The following is an 18,751-nucleotide window of genomic DNA, read 5'->3' as shown; positions in this document are numbered from 1 at the left end:
GGGAGCGAAGCCATGTTCTTGTTGAGCCAACCTGCGGTACGGGATGCCGAGGTCTTTACGTCGCTGCCCGATGCCTTGCGATGCAAGGGCGTCGTCACCGATTGGGCGCGCGCCAATCGCGGCGGCGCCGCCATCGACGCCTTCCTCGAAGGACCGGTCTGGGCGCACGGCCACCTGTGGGTCACCGACATCCCGTTCGGGCGGATCTTCCGGATCTCGCTGCAAGGACAGTGGGAACTGGTCGCGCAGTATGACGGCGAGCCCAACGGCATGAAATGGCTGGGCGGCGACGCATTTCTGATCACGGACTACCGCAACGGGCTGATGCTGCTCGATGCCCGGACCGGCACCGTGCGGCCCTGGCTGGAGCGGCGCAACAGCGAACGCTTTCGCGGCGTCAACGATCTGACCTTCGATTCGCGCGGCAACCTGTACTTCACCGACCAGGGGCAGACGGGCATGCACGATCCGAGCGGACGCGTGTATCGGCTGACGCCGGAAGGAAGGCTCGATGTGCTGATCTCCAACGCGCCGAGCCCGAACGGACTGGTGTTGTCCGCGGACGAGACCGTGCTGTTCGTCGCGATGACCCGCGGCAACTGCGTCTGGCGCATTCCGCTGCAGAAGGACGGTTCGGTCAGCAAGGTTGGCCAGTTCTTCACCAGCTACGGGCCCAGTGGTCCCGACGGTCTGGCGATGCGTGCCGACGATCATCTGCTGGTCGCCAATCCCGGGCTGGGTTACCTGTGGGTGCTGAATCCGCGCGCCCAGCCGGTGGAAGTGATTCGCAGCCCCGCGGGTACCTCGCTGACGAACGCTTGCTTCGGCGGCGAGGACGGCAAGATGCTCTTCATGACCGAATCGACCTCCAACTGCATTCTGCAGGCCGAGATGCCGCAGGGCGGGGCGCCTGTGCATGGCATAGGGAGCGGCGACGATGGCCGGTGAGGACGTCGGCGTACTGGTGCCGATGCCACAGTGCCGGCGTATCGGATCGCTCAATCGCCGCGCGTCCAGCCGCCTCCCATCGCCTGGTACAGCGCCACGCTGGCATTGAGCCAGTCGGCATGCGCCTGGATCAGATTCAGCTCGGCGTTCAGCAGACCGCGCTGCGCGTCCAGCTGCTCAAGATACGGGGAATAGCCGGCGCGATAGCGGTTGGTCGCATGGCGCAGCGTGGCGGCCAGCGCGTCGCGTTGCTGGCGCAGATGCGCGACCTGCGCTTCGAGCTGGCGCAGCGCGGCGAGGTTGTCGTTGACCTCGCGGAAGGCGGTCAGCGCGGTGCTGCGATAGGCGAAGGCGGCCTGATCGCGCTGCGCCGTCGCGACCTGCGCACCGGCCTCGATGCGGCCGCCCTCGAACAGCGGCGCGAGGATGCTGCCGCCAAGCGACCATAGCCGGACGGGGCTGGCGACGCCGCTGGCGTACAGCAGGCCGGCGGAGCCGGACAGATGCAGCTGCGGCAGGAATGCCTTGCGTGCGGCGCTCAGATTGGCGTCGCTTGCGGCGAGCCGGAATTCGGCCTGCGCGATATCGGGGCGCCGGCGCAGCAGATCGGCGGGCAAGCCGCCGGGCACCGGCGGCGGACGCAGCGCGGACAGCGCCGCGCCGCGCGCCAGCTCGCCCGTTGGCGATTCGCCGAGCAGCAGCAACACGGCGTTCTCCTGCCGTGCGACCGCCAGCTCGGCCTGTGGCACGGCCTGCGCGGTCGACTCGTACTCCGCACGGGCCTGCTCGAACTCCAGCTGCGAGGTATAACCGGCCTCGGCGCGGCGACGCGCGAGCCGCAACGCGTCCCCGCGCGCGGCGAGCGTCTGGCGCACCACGGCCAGCTGGGCGTCGAGCGCGCGCAGCGTCAGATAGGCGCGTGCGGTCGTTGCCGCGATCGACAGCACCGCGGCATCGTGCGCCGCTTCGCTGGCCTGTGCGCTGGCGCGGGCCGCCTCCGACAGGTCGGCGAGTCGGCCAAAGAGATCGATCTCGTAGGCGGCCTGGAACTGCGGCTCGAACGAATTGGAGATCGATTCGCGCCCGAGCGCATTGAGGCTGCGCGAGCGTCCGCCGGTCGCCGTCGCATCGAGCGTCGGCAGCAATTGTGCTTGCGCCAGGCGCTGCTGCGCGCGTGCTTCGGCGACCCGGGCCGCAGCAATGCCCAGATCGGCGTTGTTGGACAGGGCGCGCTCGACGAGTTGCGCCAGCACGGGATCGTCATAGCGGCGCCACCAGTCACGCTCGAGCGGGGTGCTGGGGCCCGGTTCGACGCGCCATGCCGTCGGGGGCGTCAGCGCAGCAGCGGCCGGCGGATCGGGCCGTGGGCCCATGCAGCCGAACAGCAGAGGCAGCCCCGCCCCGCACAGTGCCATGCGCAGCGCTGCGCGAACACGCGAACGTCGATGGTTCGCCTTCATCTCGCGCGGGACTCCCCACCGCTCGTATCGACCTCGGCCCGCACTGACATGCCCGGCCGCAGCCTTGCCGCGAGCGGCTGATCCGGATCGATCGCGATGCGCACCGAGATCCGTTGCGCGACCTTGACGAAGTTGCCGGTCGCGTTGTCCGGCTGGATCACCGCGAATTCCGAGCCGGCGGCCGGCGCCAGTTGCTCGACACGGCCGGTCAGCCGCGCATCGTCGAGGCCGTCGACGCGAAAGCTGGCAGGCTGGCCGGGCGCCATATGCGAGGTCTGGGCTTCCTTGTAATTGGCGATGACCCACAGCGTCGGCGGCACCAGGAACATCGCCTGCGTGCCGGCCGTCACGTACTGACCGAGGCGTGCGCCGATCTGGCTCAACTGGCCGTCCTGCGGGGCACGCACCACGGTATTGGCCAGATCGATCTCGGCCAGCTTCAAGGCCGCGCGCGCCGCTTCGACGGCGGCTTCCAGGCCCTCGCGGCTGACCGCGACCGACTGGACGTCCTGGCGGGCGATTTCCGCTGCCGCGCGGGCCTGGCGCACCGCGGCCTCGGCCTGCCGCAGCGCGGCGCGCGTCTGATCGCGCTCGCGCAGCGATACCGAACCATCGGCCACCAGTTCGTCGACGCGGCGCATGTCGGCCTGCGCCCGCAGCAATTGCGCCTGCGCGTTGGCGAGATTGGCCTGCTGCGCCAGCACCGTGGCTTCGCGCGAGCGGCGGGTCTGATCGGTGTTGTTCAGGTTGGCGATCTGCGTATCGAGATTGGCCCGCGCCTGCTCGACGCGCTGGCGATAGATGCGGTCGTCGATCCTGAGCAGTACCGATCCGGCCTTGACCCGCTGGAAATCGTGGACCGGCACGTCGACCACATAGCCGCTGACCTGGGGGCTGATGACGGTGGTCTGGCCACGCACATAGGCGTTGTCGGTGCCCTGGATCGCCGGCGTGAACGGAGGAAGGCCCCATGCGTACAGGATGATGAGGATGCTGACGAGGGCGATCGCAACGACGGCGATGGTGGCGCGCCGCGTGCCCTTGGGCGGCGACCATCCGGTTGGCGGGGCGGAGGCTTGCTGCGGCACCTCGACGGGATCCTGCAGACGCTCGTGCGCATCGCTGTGCTCGCTCTTCGGCGCGGAAGGGGCGGGGCCGGGTTCGCGGCCCGGCGTTTGGTCGGTCACCGGTGACTCCAGATGGCGTTCTTGTCGGTTCTAATGCTGCTGCTGCTGCTGCTGCTGTCTGGCCCTCGCCATCGCCGCCAGCGGTTCGGCCATCGGATTGTGGCCACGGATGCGATCGCGCAGATAGAGCGCCAGCAGGCAGACGAAGGTCGCCGAGGCGATGATGCCGATCAGCAGGAAGACATCGTTGAACGCCAGCACGTTGGCTTCGCGCGTGACCTGCTGCGCCAGCAGCGCCGTGCCTTCGGCCTGCCGCAGCGCGGGATCGGTCAGCACGCGCCCGTAGGCGCCGCCCAGCGCCTGAATGCGCGCCGCGTCCAGCGGATCGGTCAGGCTGATCGACTGCACCAGCGAGTGCGAATGGAATTTCTCGCGGTAGACCTGGAATGTGCCCAGCAGCGCGGAGCCGGCCAGGCCGCCGAGCGACTGCGTGATGCCGAACAGCGCCGAGAAGCTGACGATATGGCTCATGCCCTTCGACAACGCTTGCAGCATGCCGATCAGCAGGGTCGGCCCCATGAAGTACACCGCGGCGAAGGCGATCAGCGCCTGGCTCCAGACCATGTTGGCCGGCCGCGTCAGGTTGTTCGAGTGCGCGTCCATGAAGGCGCCGATCGCGATCAGCAGCAGCGAGATCCGGATCGGGCGCTCCAGGTTCATCGGGTTGACCGTCAGCGCGCTGACCGCCAGGCCTGCCACCGTGGCCAGCGTCACGACTACGTACAGCGGTACCAGCTGGTCGTTGCCCATGCCGAGTGCCGTCAGCAGGCCGACCGCGCCATAGGCCTGCTCGGACAACAGCACGCGCACCGCGATCGCGACCAGCGCAAAGCGCAGCATCGCCCGGCTGCCGAGCCAGCGGGTATTGAGCAGCGGATTGGCGCGGTTGTGCTCGATCCACAGCGCGGCGGTGATCAGCACCACCGCACCGCACAGGGCATAGCCCAGCCATCCGGCTTCGGTCCACCACAGGATTCGTCCCTGCGCGAGCACCGCGCACAGCAGTGCCATGCCGGGCGCGAACAGCGCGAAGGTCAGGAAGTCGAGCCTCTCGAACGCGCGGATGCGCTCGCTCGGCGGCAGCCGCAACAGCGCCACCGCCACCAGCGACAACAGCGCCAGGCCCAGTTCGAACAGATAGAGCGTCTTCCAGTTGCCGGCCTCGAGCATGCCGGAGGTGAAGGTGCGCGCCAGCGGAGTGGCCAGCTGCGGCACGCCGATGCCGAGCACGATTGCCTTCAATCGGTGCGCGGCCGGCAGCGCCTGAATCATGTAGTACAGCGCCAGCGTGCTGAGGCCGCTGGCGGCAATGCCGTTGGCCGCGCGCACCAGCAGGGCGGTCTCGAAGGTATGGACGAAGATATGGGCGAGCGCGACGGCGACATAGCCGAGCAGGAACAGCCGCGCGAAATGCTGCAGGCCGTATTGCTGCCGGAACTTGATCAGCAGCATGCTCATGCAGACGTTGGTCATCACGTAGACCGTCGATAACCACGCCGCCTGATCGCTGTAGAGACCGAACACGCCCTGGATGTGATTCAGGTTCGCGAGCACCAGCGCGTTGCCGAAGCCGGCGGTCAGTCCGATCAGCACACCGACGCAGAAATAGCCGACGCGCCTTGGCGTCGGATGATCCGGTGTCGCCGGAGAGCCCGGAATGGTGGGCCGCTCGTGCGGCTTGAACTGATATTCGGCCGTGGCAGCACCCATGGGCTTGACGGGAAGCGGGTTCAGCGAAAGTCCAGCGGGTTCGATGATTGCCGTTGTCAGGCCGAAGTGTCAAGCCGCGCGAGGTTGTCGTTGGCGCAGTGAGGGCAGAGGAAGGCGGGGAAGGGGCAGAAGAAACGAGCCGGAAGACACCAATGCGGATGGCCGCGCCGGGCGGCGATCCGCATTGGGGGGCCAGCGGTTCAGGGGTTCAGTGTCAGGCCGCCATCGCGCGCCGTTCGTCTTCGGTCAATTGCGGGCCGTCCAGCGTCACGCGCGAATCGTCGTGGCGGAACTTGCGGATGATCGGCTTCAGTTCTTCCTTGATGTGGTCCTCGTTGTAGCCGTTGAACAGATGGCCCAGCAGGCCGCGGCGCAGGTCGCTGGTGCCCATCAGCCAGTCTGCGATCGGGAAGGTCAGGTTCATGTTGTAGTGCATCATGATTCCCTGATTGTGGTGCGCGGTATGGTGCCGGCGGATCGTGTTGATGAAGGGCATATTGCGCACGAACCAGTTGTCATGCACATGGCAGCAGTAGTGGAACACCTCGTAGACCAGGTAGTGGCCGACCATCGTCATGAAGACGATGTACGCCGCATTGGCATTGATCAGCAGATAGGCCAGATAGCCCAGCACACCGCCGCCGACGCCCAGCGTGATCAGCACGCGCCAGGGGAAGAACACGATGCGGAATTCGCGCGTGGTGTCGATGGTGGGCTCGATGTCGGTGAAGTACTGGTGATGCTGACGGGTGTGCCGCTCGTAGATGGCGCGCAGCGCAAACACGTCGATGCGCCGATGCATCACGTACTTGTGCATGAACCACTCGACCAGATTGCCGGCGAGAAAGACCGGCAGCACCAGCAGCCACTCCCACGTCGCGTTCTCCAGACGGGTCGCGCAGTAGTAGAGCGCGGCAATGCCGGCGGCGAAGATCACGCCGATATGCAGCAGGCCGTTGTATAGCGGGCTGATATCGGCCTTGTACTGTTCGCGGAATTTGCGTTGGCGTTCGCTCATCATGGTGGTTGTCTCCTGTCTGCGTTACTGACATCGTACTAATATATTAGTCGTATATGGTGGCATGTCAAACGATTTCTTGCTGCCAGCAGCACCAAGAAAAACGGCCCTCGCAAACGAGGGCCGGAATCCTGTCGTCCCCGTGTATGCGGGGACCGGTGGCTGTCGATGACGTTGCGTTGGCGCCTGCGCGGGAACGACGCGACAGGCGTCAGTGCGACACTTCCTCCAGCGAGCGCCCCTTCGTCTCCACGCCCAGCCAGAGCACCGTGACCGCGGCGATCGCGAACGACAGCGCGCCCAGCGTGAAGATGCCGCCCTGGCCCGTGATGGGCAACAGCACGCCCACCAGATACGGACCCACCAGCGAGCCGATGCGGCCGATCGACGAAGCGAAGCCCGATCCGGTAGCGCGCGAGCGGGTCGGATACAGCTCGGGCGTGTAGGCATACAGCACAGACCACATGCCGAACAGGAAGAACTGCATGCACAGGCCGGCGGCGATCAGCTGCTCGACCGGCAGCTTGAGCACGGCCGCCTGGCCGTACAGATAGGCGGACGCGGCGCTGCCGAGCAGCATCAGTGCGCAGGTCGGCTTGCGCCCCCACTTCTCCAGCAGCCACGCCGAGAAGATGAAGCCGGGAATGCCCGCCAGCGAGATATAGACCGTGTAGAGCACCGACTTGGTCACCGCGTAGCCGGCCTGCTGCAGCAGCGCGCCGAGCCAGGTGGTCAGGCCGTAGTAGCCAAGCAGCGCGAAGAACCACACGCCCCACAGCATCACGGTCCGCCTGGCGTACGGGCCTTTCCACAGCTCGCCGAACATCGCCTTGCGTTCGTGCACCGCGGCGGGCGCGAAGCCTGCCTGCACGGCGGGAAGCGGCTTGCCGCTGGCGCGCTCCACCCGTGCTTCGATGCCGGTCATCACCGCCTCGGCCTCGCGTTGCCGCCCTGCGCCTTCGAGCCAGCGCGGGGATTCCGGCACCATCCGGCGCACCACGAAGACGAATGCCGCCGGCAGCGCCATCGCGATAAAGATGCCGCGCCAGCCGATCACCGGCAGCGTCAGATAGGCCAGCAATCCCGCGGCAATGAAGCCGATCGGCCAGAAGCCCTCGAGGATCGCCACATACTTGCCGCGGCTCTTGGCCGGCACGATCTCCGACACCATCGACAGCCCGATCGGAAACTCCATGCCCATGCCGAAGCCGAGCAGCACGCGGTACAGCATCAGTGCGGTGACGCTGTCCGCCAGCCCGCACATCAGGCTGCCCACGCCCCAGAAGATCATGCTGACCTGGAACACCGGCTTGCGGCCGAAGCGGTCGGCCAGCATGCCGGCCACTGCCGCGCCGGCGAACATGCCGAGAAAGCTGGAGCTGGCCAGCAGGCCCGTCTGTGCCGCGTTCAGGCCGAATTCGGCTTTGATCGAGCCGAGCACGAAGGTCATCATGCCGAGGTCCATCGAATCGAAGAACCATGCGGTGGCGATGATGCCGAACAAGGTGCGCTGATAGCGGGTCATGGGAAGGCGCTCGAGCCGCGCCGCGACTCCGGGGGTCAGCGCCACACTGCCTGCCGACATGTCCATGGTTGTCTCCTGTCTTTGTCGTGGGGCCGCCTGTCGGCGGTCTGGCTAATATATTAGATGGATGTAACAGGTATGCAAGAGGAGCGCGGCCGTTGGCGCAGCGCGGTCGCCTTCGAGGCCCGGTGCGCCCGCCCGGAAAGCGTTATCCGGCGCGGCTTGCCGGGCGAAGCTCCGGATTTGCCCTAAGCCGCCTGACGGGCCGCCGCCACGCCGCGGTGGATGGCGAGTTCGCCGCGCCAGGCGTTCTCGACGATGCGTGCGTAGGTGCCGGGCACGTCGTCGACGGGGAATGCCTGCGCCAACCGCGTGACCCCAAGGGCGTCGCGCGTCAGGGCGGGCAGCGCATCGCTCGGTACGCCGAAGGCCTGCAGGTTCGACGGGATATCGAGCGCGTCGATCAGGTTGCGCACCGCCGCCGGCACGCCGGCGATCCGTTCGGCGTCGCTGCCCTGGTCGAGGCCGAACAGCGGCGCCAGCGCAAGCAGATCGGCACTGCGCGTGGCGCGCAGCGCGTCCAGGACGTAGGGCAACATCACGGCATTGGTGCTGCCATGCGAGCGATGGGTCAGGCCCGCGACGGCATAGGCGATGCCATGGACCGCATTCAGGCCGGCGCTGCCGTAGGACAGCGCGGCGTAGAGGCTGGCATAGGACATGCCGATACGCGCCTCGATATCGCGGCTGCCGTCGTCACCGCTGCCGCCGTCGCTGGCCCTGCCGCTGTCGCGGTACGCGCGCAGCAGGTAACGGCTGCACAGCGCGATGGCCTCGCGGGCGAACAGCATGGTCAGTGCCGAGCGGCCGCTATAGCCGGGATCGGCATTGCCTTGCCTCGGATAAGCCGCGCTGTCGACGGTCAGGTACGACTCGATCGCATGCGTCAGCGCATCGATGCCGGCATCCGCCGTCACGCGCGGCGGGCAGGTGTAGGTGAACTCGGGATCGATCAGCGCGATCTGCGGCCGCAGCGCGTTGTCCATCACCGCGATCTTGGTGGCGTTGTCGGGATCGATCAGGATCGCACCGGGCGTGGCTTCGGAGCCCGTGCCCGAAGTGGTGGGCAGCGCCGCCAGCGGGATCGGCCGCGTGCCGGCAGGCAACGTACCGGCGAAGTCCCGCACCGGCCGGCCTTCCGGCAGCGTCAGGCTCAGCGCCTTTGCAAGGTCGATATTGCTGCCGCCGCCAAGCGCCACCAGGTGGTCGGGCACGCGGCCACCGAGACAAGTCCGCAGCGCTTGCGTGGCTTCGTCGCACAGCGTCGTGCTCGGGTCCGGCATGCCGCCGTCGTAGACCACGGTCTCGATGCCGGCGGCCCGCGCGGCCTCGATGTACTCGGCCACCCACGGCGTGCGTTCGGTGAAGAAGGTATCGGTGACCAGTACGCCTTGACGATGGCCGAGCCGCTGCAACAGCGCGGGCAATTGCGCGCGCGTGCCTGGGCCGACGATCAGACGCGCCGGCGCACAGAAATAGACCAGGTCTTCGATTCTCATGGCAACTCCAGGGGGATGGACGAAGGGGGAAGCGGCGCGGCCGCGCCGTGCATCGCATCGGCGAGCTGCCGCAGCCAGGGAAGGGCGAGCTCGGCCACCGTGTCGGCATGGCCGGTCAGCAGACCATGGCCGGCCCGCTCGATGGTGGCAAGGCGGCCTGCGGGCAGTCCGTCGGCCAGCGCCTGCGCGTGCGGCCACGGGCAATCGTCGTCGTCCCGCCCATGGACGACCAGGGCCGGCATCGGCAACGACGGCAAGCGAGAACGCTGATCGGTGTGCCGGATCGCCCGCCACGTATGCGCGACGGCGGCATGGTCGGCCGCCTCGCTCAATCCAAGTCGGCGCTCGCGCTCGGTGATCTCGGCCAACAGCGCTGGGTCGTCGCCGGCGCGAAACCAGCGGGTCTCGCACAGGGCAGGGGAGCCTGACAGCAACAGCAGCGCTGCCGGCCGCAGTTCGTAGCGATATCGGTCCGCGTACTCCAGCGCCACCGACACGCCCATGCTCCACCCGGCCAGCACGAACGGCCGCGCCCCGACATGCCGTTCCACGACCGCGCGTGCCGCAGCCGCATAGCGCTCCAGTGTGTATCCCTCAGCGGTGTCTGGCCTCGGCGCCGCCCCACGCCCCTGCAGATTCGGCAGCACGAAGGTGCAGAGCGAGCGCAAACGCGCTGCCACCGGCAACCACGCCGCGCGCGTGCCCTGAATGCCGTGCAGCGCAACGACCGGCACCGGACCGCTGCCGACCTCGATCACGTCCATCGAGTCTGCTGCCATGGTGTCTTCTGTACATCTAATATATTAGATGGATCATAGTAGTGGACAGGCAGGTGGAAAGGCAAGGCGACACGTGTATGGCGTCGGGCCCGGTCAAATGCGGAGCGGTACGCCATGCCGATTTTCACTGGAACGACCATTTTCAGCGTTTGCTGAAAGTAGGAATTCCAGTGAAAATGGGGGTCAATATTTCCCCCCGGGCGCTGTTTTCAGCAAATGACTCCGATAGAAGTTGCTAATACGACACTTTCACATCAGACCGCCGCGCTGCTCGCAGTGCTGCGGCATGTGCCGGTGATCGATCGCCTGGAGCTCGCACCCGCATCCCCGGGCGACCTGGCGGCGGCGGACGTTGTCGCCGACGTTCGCGTCGAAGGGCGGCGATATACCCTTGTCTGTGTCGTAACGACAACCGGTCAACCGCGCCATGTCCGAACCGCGCTGCTTCAGCTTCGGCAACTCGTGGCGCTTCACGGGCGGGACGCGACGCCGGTTCTGATCGCGCCGTATCTGTCTGCCGCGGCACAGGATCTGTGCCGCCAGCACAATGCCGGCTTCCTCGACCTTGAGGGAAATGTTCACCTCGCATTCGGCGGCGTCTTCATCGAGCGGGCCGTCGCGAGCAAGCCGGTAGCCGAACGCCGCGATCTGCGCTCCCTGTTCAAGCCGAAGTCTGCTCGGATGCTGCGGATCATGCTGCGCGATCCAGAGCGCCCGTGGCGCGTGGCGGCGCTTGCCGAGGCGGCCGGCATCAGCCTCGGACACGTCAGCAACGTCCGCACTGGCTTGCTCGATCGCGAGTGGGCGAGGGTCTCGCCAGATGGACTGTCCCTTTCGGATCCCGATTCGCTGCTCGATGCCTGGCGCGATACGTACGAGCCGCCGGCTGGCAAGCGTCACGGTTTCTATACGCCTCTGCATGGCAGTGCGCTGGAGCAAGCCGTACGAGAAGCATTGCGTGAGCGAACTGGCCAGATGACCCTGGCCTCGTTCTCGGCGGCGCAATGGCTTGCACCTTATGCCCGCACGACGACGCAATATTTTTATGCCGACGAGGCGGGACTCGAACAACTGCGCTCCGCGTTGAAATTGTCACGGGCATCGAAAGGCGAGAATGCCGTCGTGATGACGCTGGAGGACCCTGGCCCGTTCCGTGACACCGTGGAGCCGGCCCCGGGCGTCATCTGCACGAGCCCCGTTCAGACCTACCTCGACCTCGCAATTGCCGGGGAGCGAGGCAGGGAAGCGGCCGATCATCTGCGACAACTTCAGCTCAATTGGCAGACATGACGCCCGGTGAACCGCAATCCGCGGTGGATTACGACGATCGCACGACAGCGGCCGTCCAGACCGTCCTGATCGAGATCGGTCAGATTTCTTGGAAGCTTCAAGGGAAAGTTTGCCGTGGTGGGCGGCGCGGTGCCCTGGCTACCTGCTCGGCAAGACCGATGACATGCCGCATGTCGGCACCATGGATGTCGATCGGCGGACCGTCATCCATTGCCGGTATCTGGCGTACAAGCGTTCTTCACGATCTCGGCGTCGCGCGGCATCAGGAAATCGACGATGACGTCGCTGAAAGCGCCGGAGCGTCCGGCGCTTTTCGTAGCCATGCTGGCGCAGCGCATCGACCAGATTGGCATATTGCCCGTCGCCCAATGCCTCGGCGTCGAGGCCAAGATCGTTGCTCGATCTTCCCAGCGGTGCCATTGGCTTCGATTGCATCGCCCGCAAGTTCGATTCGGTCGAAGGCTTCGGACCGACCTGTGTGCGCCGCTTTGTCCAGGACACCGATGTACTGCGCAACCGAACGCCCGAACAGTGGCAGCAGGATGCATTTGGACAGGTCGACACCTGGCTGCGGGCGCTTGGCCTGCGCAGCTGAGCCGTTCCCAACGCACGTGCGGGCCTGCTGCCCTTAGCCAAAATGACTCATATACAATTTGCATTCGTCAAACATGCAAACGGCAACATGGTCAAGAAAGCGGCGACAGTCAGGCGGGCGGCAGCGACCCATGTCGAGGACGAAGGCGGCGAGAACGGGGTCGGCCCGCGCGGGCGGCTGACCGATCAGGCCTACCGGTGGATCGAGGAAGCGATCGTCACGTTGCAGCTCGCGCCCGGTTCGTCGATCTCCGAGTTCCAGTTGAGCGAGATGACTGGCATCGGCCGCACGCCGATCCGCGAGGCGATTCAGCGGCTGGCGCGCGAGCATTTGATCGTGGTGTTGCCGCAGCGCGGCCTGCTGATTCCGCCGATCGATGTGGCCAAGCAATTGCGGCTGCTGGAGACGCGCCGCGAGGTCGAGCGGCTGATCTGCCGCAGCGCGGCGCGGCGCGCCACCGCCGAGGAGCGCCAGGCCTTCCGGCGGCTTGCCGCCGAGTTCGAGCGGTCATCGAAGAAGGGCGACGAAGTCGCGTTCGTGCGCGCCGATGCGGGCTTCAACGAACTCTGTCTGCAGGCCGCGCGCAACGAATTCGCAGAGGGCGCGATGCGGTTGATGCACGGGCTGTCGCGCCGCTTCTGGTATTTTCACTACAAGCAGGCCGCCGATCTTCCCGAGATGGCCCGCCTGCATGCCCGTGTCGCCGCAGCCATCGCCGAGGGCGAGGTCGAAGGCGCGGGCGAGGCGCTCGACGCGCTGCTGGACAATATCGAGGACTTCACCCGCGCGACCGTGCTGGGCGACCGCCGCTAGGGCTTCCAGGGCCAGGGCGTTTCGCCGGCACCATGCGCGCCCGCAAAGAGGAACCCACCGACGCATGCCAAGCCGACAGAATCAGATTCGCCCGCTTCGACTGATCCCAGCCCTGCTGTTCAGCCTGCTGGCCGCCACAGCCTCCGCGCAATCCCCTGCGCAATCCCCTGCGCAATCCCCGCCGACTGTATCGACCGCTCCTGCCCCGGCCGCGGTCGAGGTCCGCAATCTGACCACGCCGACCACCTGCGCCGAAGAGGACAACGTGTCGTTTGCGCTGTCGGCGCCGTCGATCCAGCGCTTCCGGGTCGAGGCGCTGCATCCCGACTACATCGGCAAGATCCGCAAGGACAGCTCGGCGCCGGATTTCTCCGGCTGCAATTTCGGCGATACCCCGCATCCGACCGATCCGCGCCACGCCTTCAAGCCGCGCAAGGTCCGTCTTTATGATGGCAAGGACCTGGCCATCGTCGGCATCACGTTCGACAGTTTCTGGCGGCCGCAACGCGTGCCGGTCACCGTGGGCGGACGCAAGGACGGCGGCTTTCATCTGATCCAGTTCTTCGACAAGCGCAAGGGTGCCAAGGGCAAGGTCGTCGAAACCGAGGTGCTCGTGCTCTATCCGTCGGACGGCTACTGGCGCGCCAAGCCGCTGCCGGCCGCCCACTTGCCCGACAACGCCTACGGATCCTCGTTTCTGATGGGACCGGTGCAGAAGGACCTGCGCCCGATCGTCGATATCGCCCACATCGACATCGACCCGCGCAAGCGCACGATCGGCCTGCGCTTCACCGCCGGCGGCGAGGCACAGGTCGCGATCCGCGAGATCAGCCGCACGCGCACCGCGCTCGATGTCGCGTTCAGCCCGCCGTATCGCGCGCAGGCGCCGTTCGCGATGCTGCGCTCGATGTATGTGACCGAGGACAACGCCGATATGAGCCGCGTCAGTTGGGAGGACACGGCGGGCCAGCGTCGGGACGCCACGGTGGCCGAGGTGTCGGCCTGGCAGGCGAGCGACGTCCGCTTCGGACGAACCGTACCGTCGCGCCACAACACCAGCGCGCCGGACATCCGCTTCAGCGATTTCCGCTGACATGGCTGCACGGCCTGCCGCCTTTGTAAATCTGGCCAACGGCCGAACGGAACGGCCGGCGTGCCACGGCAGCGCAAACGGCGGAACGAAGTTTGCTTGATGGCTCGGTTGGCCATGCCGCCACGCCCGCTCCTCGCGGCGCCGGGCGGCGTGCGCCGACCCGCCATCAGGAGACCGCCGTGAACCAACCCGCCCGCCCCTTTGCCGTCGTCACCGGCGCCTCGTCCGGCATCGGTTTCGAACTCGCGCGCTGTTGTGCGATGCAAGGTTACGATCTGCTGATCGCGGCCGACGAGCCTGCGATCGATACCGCCGCGGTGGCCTTGCGCGATACCGGCATGTCGGTCGATGCGCTATGCGTGGATCTGGCCGACCCTGCCGGGGTCGAGGCGCTGTATCGAGCCACGCAAGGCCGCCCGGTCGACGTGCTGTGCGCCAACGCCGGCCGCGGCCTGGGCCGCGCGTTTCTCGATCAGGACTTCCGCGATATCCAGCGCGTGGTGGAGACCAATGTCACCGGCACGCTGGACCTGCTGCACCGCATCGGCCGCGACATGCGCGACCGCCGCACCGGGCGGATCCTGATCACCGGCTCGATCGCCGGCTTCATGCCTGGCACCTATCAGGCCGTCTACAACGCGACCAAGGCCTTCCTCGATTCGTTCTCGTTTGCGCTGCGGCATGAATTGAGCGATTGCGGTGTCACGGTGACCTGCCTGATGCCGGGCGCGACGGAGACCGATTTCTTCGAGCGCGCCGACATGCTCGACACGCGCCTGGGCCAGCAGAAGAAGGGCGATCCGGCCGAGGTCGCCCGCGAGGGCTTCGAGGCGATGCTGCGCGGCGACGGCGACGTCGTCACCGGCTGGCAGAACAAGCTGCGCGCCGCGATCTCGAACGTGACACCGGCCGATCTGCTGGCCGAGCAGCACCGCCGCATGGCCGAGCCCGGCGGCGGCATGGAGCGGTGAGCCTCCGCGCGAAGGCCAATCCCCGCGCGAAAAATCGTCGTTAAGGACCATTGCATAGCGGCCTTGCGCGTACTAGCGTCGTAGTTGTCGTTCCCCACCGCCGCCGTTCCGGCGCCTGATGCGCGCCGGCGGACGCGTTCGCATCCCGGGCACCGAGCCAGCCCATCCAGATGGTGCCCGACAACAAGGAGACCGCCATGCGACAGCGCACGACCTTCGATCCCGCCATTTCCTTTTCTTCACCATGCAGACGCCCCGGAGGCTGGCTCGCGATGGCGACCGCCGCGCTGTTGCTGGCGGCTTGCGGTGGCCACGACCACGACGACGACCATGGCCACAAGCCGCCGCCTCCGCAACCCGTAGCGGGTTGCGAGCTGAACGGCACGACCGGCGGCGAGGTGATCGTGCTGCCCGGCGAACCGGGCGCGCCCGAGGTTGCGACCGGCTACGCGCCGAAGCGGACGGTCTATGCGAAGACCTATATGGCGGTGACCAACAATCCGGTCTCGACCAAGGTCGCCTGCGACATCCTGAGGGACGGCGGTACCGCGGTCGATGCTGCAGTGGCCGCGCAAATGGTGCTGAACCTGGTCGAGCCGCAGTCGTCCGGCATCGGCGGCGGCGCCTTCATCATGCATTACGACGCGCAGACGAAGAAGGTTATCGCCTACGACGGCCGCGAGACCGCGCCCGCCGGCGCCGATGAAAACTACCTGCGCTGGAAGTCGCCGACCGACCAGACTCCGCCGCTGCCCAACGCGGTGCGCAGCGGCCGCTCGATCGGCACGCCGGGCACGCTGCGCGTGCTCGAGCTCGCCCATCGCGACTACGGCAAGAAGACCTGGAAGGAGCTGTTCTCGCCGGCAATCAAGCTGGCCACCGACGGCTTTGCGATTCCGCCGCGGATGGCCGCGTCGATTTCCGGCGCCACCACGGTGCAGAACATCAAGCGCGATCCGGAGATGGCCGCCTACTTCCTGAACCCGGACGGCACCCCCCGCGCGGTCAATACGATCCTGAAGAACCCGGCGCTGGCGCAGACCTTCACCGCGGTGGCGGAGGGCGGCGCCGATGCCTTCTACAAGGACGGCCCGATCGCGCGGGCCATCGTCGACAAGATCCGCACCACCTACGATGGCAACACCACGCCGGGCGTGACCACGCTCGACGACCTCGCCAACTACCAGGCGAAGAAGCGCGAGCCGGTCTGCACCACCTACCGGCAATACGAGATCTGCGGCATGCCGCCGCCGTCCTCGGGCGGCATCGCGGTCGGGCAGATTCTCGGCATCCTGGAGAACTTCGATCTCGCCGCCCATGCGCCTGCCACCATGGACCAGAACGGCGGCAAGCCCAGCGTCACCGGCGTGCATCTGGTCGGCGAGGCCGGCAACCTGGCCTATGCCGATCGCAATCGGTACGTGGCGGACACCGACTTCGTGCCGCTGCCTGGCGGCACCTGGGACACGCTGCTGAACAAGCCCTACCTGGCGCAGCGGGCCAGCAGGATCAGCCTGACGCAGGCGATGCCGCTGCCTGCGCCGGCTGGCGAGTTCGGCAGCGCGCCGATGGGGTCGCCGATGATCGCCGAACGCGGTACCACGCATCTGTCGCTGGTGGACAAGTACGGCAACGTGGTGGCGATGACGACGACCATCGAATCGGGGCTGGGCTCGTACCACATGACCGGCGGCTTCCTGCTGAACAACGAGCTGACGGACTTCAGCGCGGAGCCGGTCGACACCGCCACCGGCGCGCCCATCGCCAATCGCGTGCAGCCGCTGAAGCGCCCGCGCAGCTCGATGTCGCCGACGCTTGTGTTCGAGCGCAAGGGCGACGGCAGCCGCGGCGACTTCAAGATGACGACCGGCTCGCCGGGCGGGGCCACCATCATCCAGTACGTCGCCAAGACGCTGGTCGGCGTGCTCGACTGGAAGATGGACGCGCAGCAGGCGGTGTCGATGATCGACTTCGGTTCGAACAACGCGACCATGATCGTCGGCGGCGAGCATCCGAACGTCGATACCAGCACGCCGCAAGGCGGCTTGCCAGGCGACAACGATCCGCTCGTCCGGGGCCTGCGCAATCTGGGGCACACCGTCAGCGTGGGCAACCAGTCGAGCGGCCTGTCCGCGATCGTGCGGGAGACCATCGGCGGGGCACCGGCGCTCGTCGGCGGTGCCGATCCGCGGCGCGAGGGCGTGGTGCTGGGCGATACCTTCAGGCCGTGAGGCACCCGAAATAGCGTCGGGTCACTGGCGGGCCGGGTCCTGTGCAAGCAGGCCCGGCCCGCTTTTGCTTCGCCCGCCGCGAGGGGATGGCTGCATGCTCGCCGGTACAATGGCCGCTTTCCGCTTTCCGCTTTCCGCTTCCGCACACTCTGACCCCTCGATCCCATGACCACGCTAGGAACGCCCCTTTCTCCCCGTGCCACCAAAGTGATGCTGCTTGGCTCCGGGGAGCTCGGCAAGGAAGTGCTGATCGCCCTGCAGCGACTCGGCGTCGAAACCATTGCGGTCGACCGCTACGACCATGCCCCGGGTCAGCAGGTCGCGCACCATGCACGGACCATCGCGATGAGCGACCCGGAGCAGCTGAAAGCGTTGATCGAGGCCGAGCGCCCCGATCTGGTGGTGCCCGAGATCGAGGCGATAGCCACGCCGATGCTTGAAGCGCTGGAAGCGGCCGGCACGGTGCGCGTGATTCCAACCGCCCGCGCCGCGCGCCTGACGATGGACCGCGAAGGCATTCGCCGGCTGGCGGCCGAGACCCTTGGCCTGCCAACCAGCCCGTACCGCTTCTGTGATTCGCTCGACGAACTGCGCGCGGCCATCGAGGGCGGCATCGGCTACCCGTGCGTGGTCAAGCCGGTGATGAGCAGCTCGGGCAAGGGCCAGAGCAAGCTCGACGGCCCGCAGGATATCCAGCGTGCGTGGGAATACGCAATGGCCGGCGGACGTGTCAGCCACGGCCGCGTGATCGTCGAGGGTTTCATCGATTTCGATTACGAGATCACGCTGCTGACCGTGCGCGCACACGGCGCCGACGGCAGCATCGAGACGCATTTCTGCGAGCCGATCGGCCATCTGCAGCAGGCCGGCGATTACGTCGAGAGCTGGCAGCCGCATCCGATGCATCCGGCCGCGCTGCAGAAGGCGCGCGAGATCGCGCGTGCGGTGACGAGCGATCTCGGTGGGCAGGGTCTGTTCGGCGTCGAGCTGTTCGTCAAGGGCGAGCAGGTCTGGTTCAGCGAGGTCAGCCCGCGCCCGCACGATACCGGCATGGTGACAATGATCACGCAGTGGCAGAGCGAGTTCGAGCTGCACGCTCGCGCGATTCTTGGCCTGCCGGTGGACACCACGCTGAAGAGCCCGGGCGCCAGCGCGGTGATCTACGGTGGTGTGGAGGGCGAGGGCGTGGTGTTCGACGGCGTCGACGCGGCGCTGCGCGTGCCGCAGACCGATCTGCGGCTGTTCGGCAAACCGGAGAGCTTCGCCAAACGCCGCATGGGCGTCGCGCTCGCCTATGACGCCGACGTCGAAACGGCACGGGCCCGCGCGCGCGAAGCGGCAGGCAAGGTGGTGCCGCGCCTGCCTGAATGATCCACGGGCCCGCTTGACGAGAGCCCAGGGTTGCTCCCCTCTCCCGCTCGCGGGAGAGGGGCGGGGGGAGAGGGAGAACACCATTGCGTTACCGATGGCCGCGGTCATGCTGCGATTTGCTCCCCTCTCCCGCATGCGGGAGAGGGGCCGGGGGAGAGGGCAAGCGCGCTCGACATGCCAGCGCCGTTCGCCCCTCTCCCC

The 18,751-nt window shown here is 67.1% G+C and carries 14 protein-coding genes and 1 pseudogene; 8 read left to right on the top strand and 7 right to left on the bottom strand.

From position 1 onward, the window contains the following. Positions 1-12: 12 nt before the first annotated feature. Positions 13-948 carry an SMP-30/gluconolactonase/LRE family protein gene (locus J5T34_RS23070; RefSeq protein ID WP_208583168.1) on the top strand — a complete coding sequence of 312 codons (936 nt, stop codon included), beginning with the start codon at positions 13-15 and terminating at the stop codon, positions 946-948. Positions 949-998: 50 nt separating this feature from the next. On the opposite strand, the gene J5T34_RS23065 is transcribed toward J5T34_RS23070, so the two are convergent. From J5T34_RS23065 to J5T34_RS23035, 7 genes are all read right to left on the bottom strand, one after another. Next, positions 999-2,363 (bottom strand): efflux transporter outer membrane subunit, encoded by a 1,365-nt coding sequence (locus J5T34_RS23065; protein ID WP_208583167.1) that lies wholly within the window; start codon positions 2,361-2,363, stop codon positions 999-1,001. Between the two features lie 41 nt (positions 2,364-2,404). Further along, on the bottom strand, positions 2,405-3,595 hold the full coding sequence (locus J5T34_RS23060; RefSeq protein ID WP_347880693.1) for an HlyD family secretion protein: 1,191 nt from the start codon (positions 3,593-3,595) through the stop codon (positions 2,405-2,407). Positions 3,596-3,625: 30 nt separating this feature from the next. Then, on the bottom strand, positions 3,626-5,305 hold the full coding sequence (locus tag J5T34_RS23055; protein WP_208583166.1) for an MFS transporter: 1,680 nt from the start codon (positions 5,303-5,305) through the stop codon (positions 3,626-3,628). Between the two features lie 214 nt (positions 5,306-5,519). After that, positions 5,520-6,326 (bottom strand): fatty acid hydroxylase family protein, encoded by an 807-nt coding sequence (locus J5T34_RS23050; protein ID WP_208583165.1) that lies wholly within the window; start codon positions 6,324-6,326, stop codon positions 5,520-5,522. Between the two features lie 208 nt (positions 6,327-6,534). Continuing rightward, the gene (locus tag J5T34_RS23045) at positions 6,535-7,914 is read right to left on the bottom strand and encodes an MFS transporter (RefSeq protein WP_208583164.1); all 1,380 of its coding nucleotides are present in this window, start codon (positions 7,912-7,914) and stop codon (positions 6,535-6,537) included. A gap of 182 nt (positions 7,915-8,096) precedes the next feature. Beyond that, positions 8,097-9,407, bottom strand: a complete 1,311-nt coding sequence (locus J5T34_RS23040; protein WP_208583163.1) for an iron-containing alcohol dehydrogenase — start codon at positions 9,405-9,407, stop codon at positions 8,097-8,099. Beyond that, on the bottom strand, positions 9,404-10,171 hold the full coding sequence (locus J5T34_RS23035; RefSeq protein ID WP_208583162.1) for an alpha/beta fold hydrolase: 768 nt from the start codon (positions 10,169-10,171) through the stop codon (positions 9,404-9,406). The genes J5T34_RS23040 and J5T34_RS23035 overlap by 4 nt, the downstream gene beginning before the upstream one ends. Positions 10,172-10,402: 231 nt before the next feature. Here J5T34_RS23035 and J5T34_RS23030 point away from each other — a divergent pair, with 231 nt between their 5' ends. The 7 genes and pseudogenes from J5T34_RS23030 to purT all read left to right on the top strand — a co-directional run bounded on the left by J5T34_RS23030 (position 10,403) and on the right by purT (position 18,550). Continuing rightward, a complete protein-coding gene (locus tag J5T34_RS23030; protein ID WP_208583161.1) occupies positions 10,403-11,476 on the top strand; it encodes a type IV toxin-antitoxin system AbiEi family antitoxin in 1,074 nt (357 codons plus the stop codon). Next, positions 11,464-12,071, top strand: a pseudogene (locus J5T34_RS24200) (hypothetical protein). The gene J5T34_RS23030 and the pseudogene J5T34_RS24200 overlap by 13 nt, the downstream one beginning before the upstream one ends. 87 nt (positions 12,072-12,158) lie before the next feature. Next, positions 12,159-12,884 carry a GntR family transcriptional regulator gene (locus J5T34_RS23015; RefSeq protein ID WP_208583160.1) on the top strand — a complete coding sequence of 242 codons (726 nt, stop codon included), beginning with the start codon at positions 12,159-12,161 and terminating at the stop codon, positions 12,882-12,884. Between the two features lie 64 nt (positions 12,885-12,948). After that, positions 12,949-13,977 carry a hypothetical protein gene (locus tag J5T34_RS23010; protein ID WP_208583159.1) on the top strand — a complete coding sequence of 343 codons (1,029 nt, stop codon included), beginning with the start codon at positions 12,949-12,951 and terminating at the stop codon, positions 13,975-13,977. 179 nt (positions 13,978-14,156) lie between these two features. Beyond that, positions 14,157-14,948 (top strand): SDR family NAD(P)-dependent oxidoreductase, encoded by a 792-nt coding sequence (locus J5T34_RS23005; RefSeq protein ID WP_208583158.1) that lies wholly within the window; start codon positions 14,157-14,159, stop codon positions 14,946-14,948. A gap of 197 nt (positions 14,949-15,145) precedes the next feature. Then, complete coding sequence (locus tag J5T34_RS23000) at positions 15,146-17,179, top strand: gamma-glutamyltransferase family protein (RefSeq protein WP_208583157.1); 2,034 nt, start codon at positions 15,146-15,148, stop codon at positions 17,177-17,179. Between the two features lie 165 nt (positions 17,180-17,344). Beyond that, complete coding sequence (gene purT / locus J5T34_RS22995) at positions 17,345-18,550, top strand: formate-dependent phosphoribosylglycinamide formyltransferase (RefSeq protein WP_208583156.1); 1,206 nt, start codon at positions 17,345-17,347, stop codon at positions 18,548-18,550. Positions 18,551-18,751 lie beyond the last annotated feature (201 nt).

It is taken from the genome of Cupriavidus gilardii (assembly GCF_017598945.1).
Classification (GTDB): Bacteria; Pseudomonadota; Gammaproteobacteria; order Burkholderiales; family Burkholderiaceae; genus Cupriavidus; species Cupriavidus gilardii_E.
Note: the sequence above shows the minus strand (reverse complement) of the source record. Positions and strands in the feature narration are given on the sequence as shown.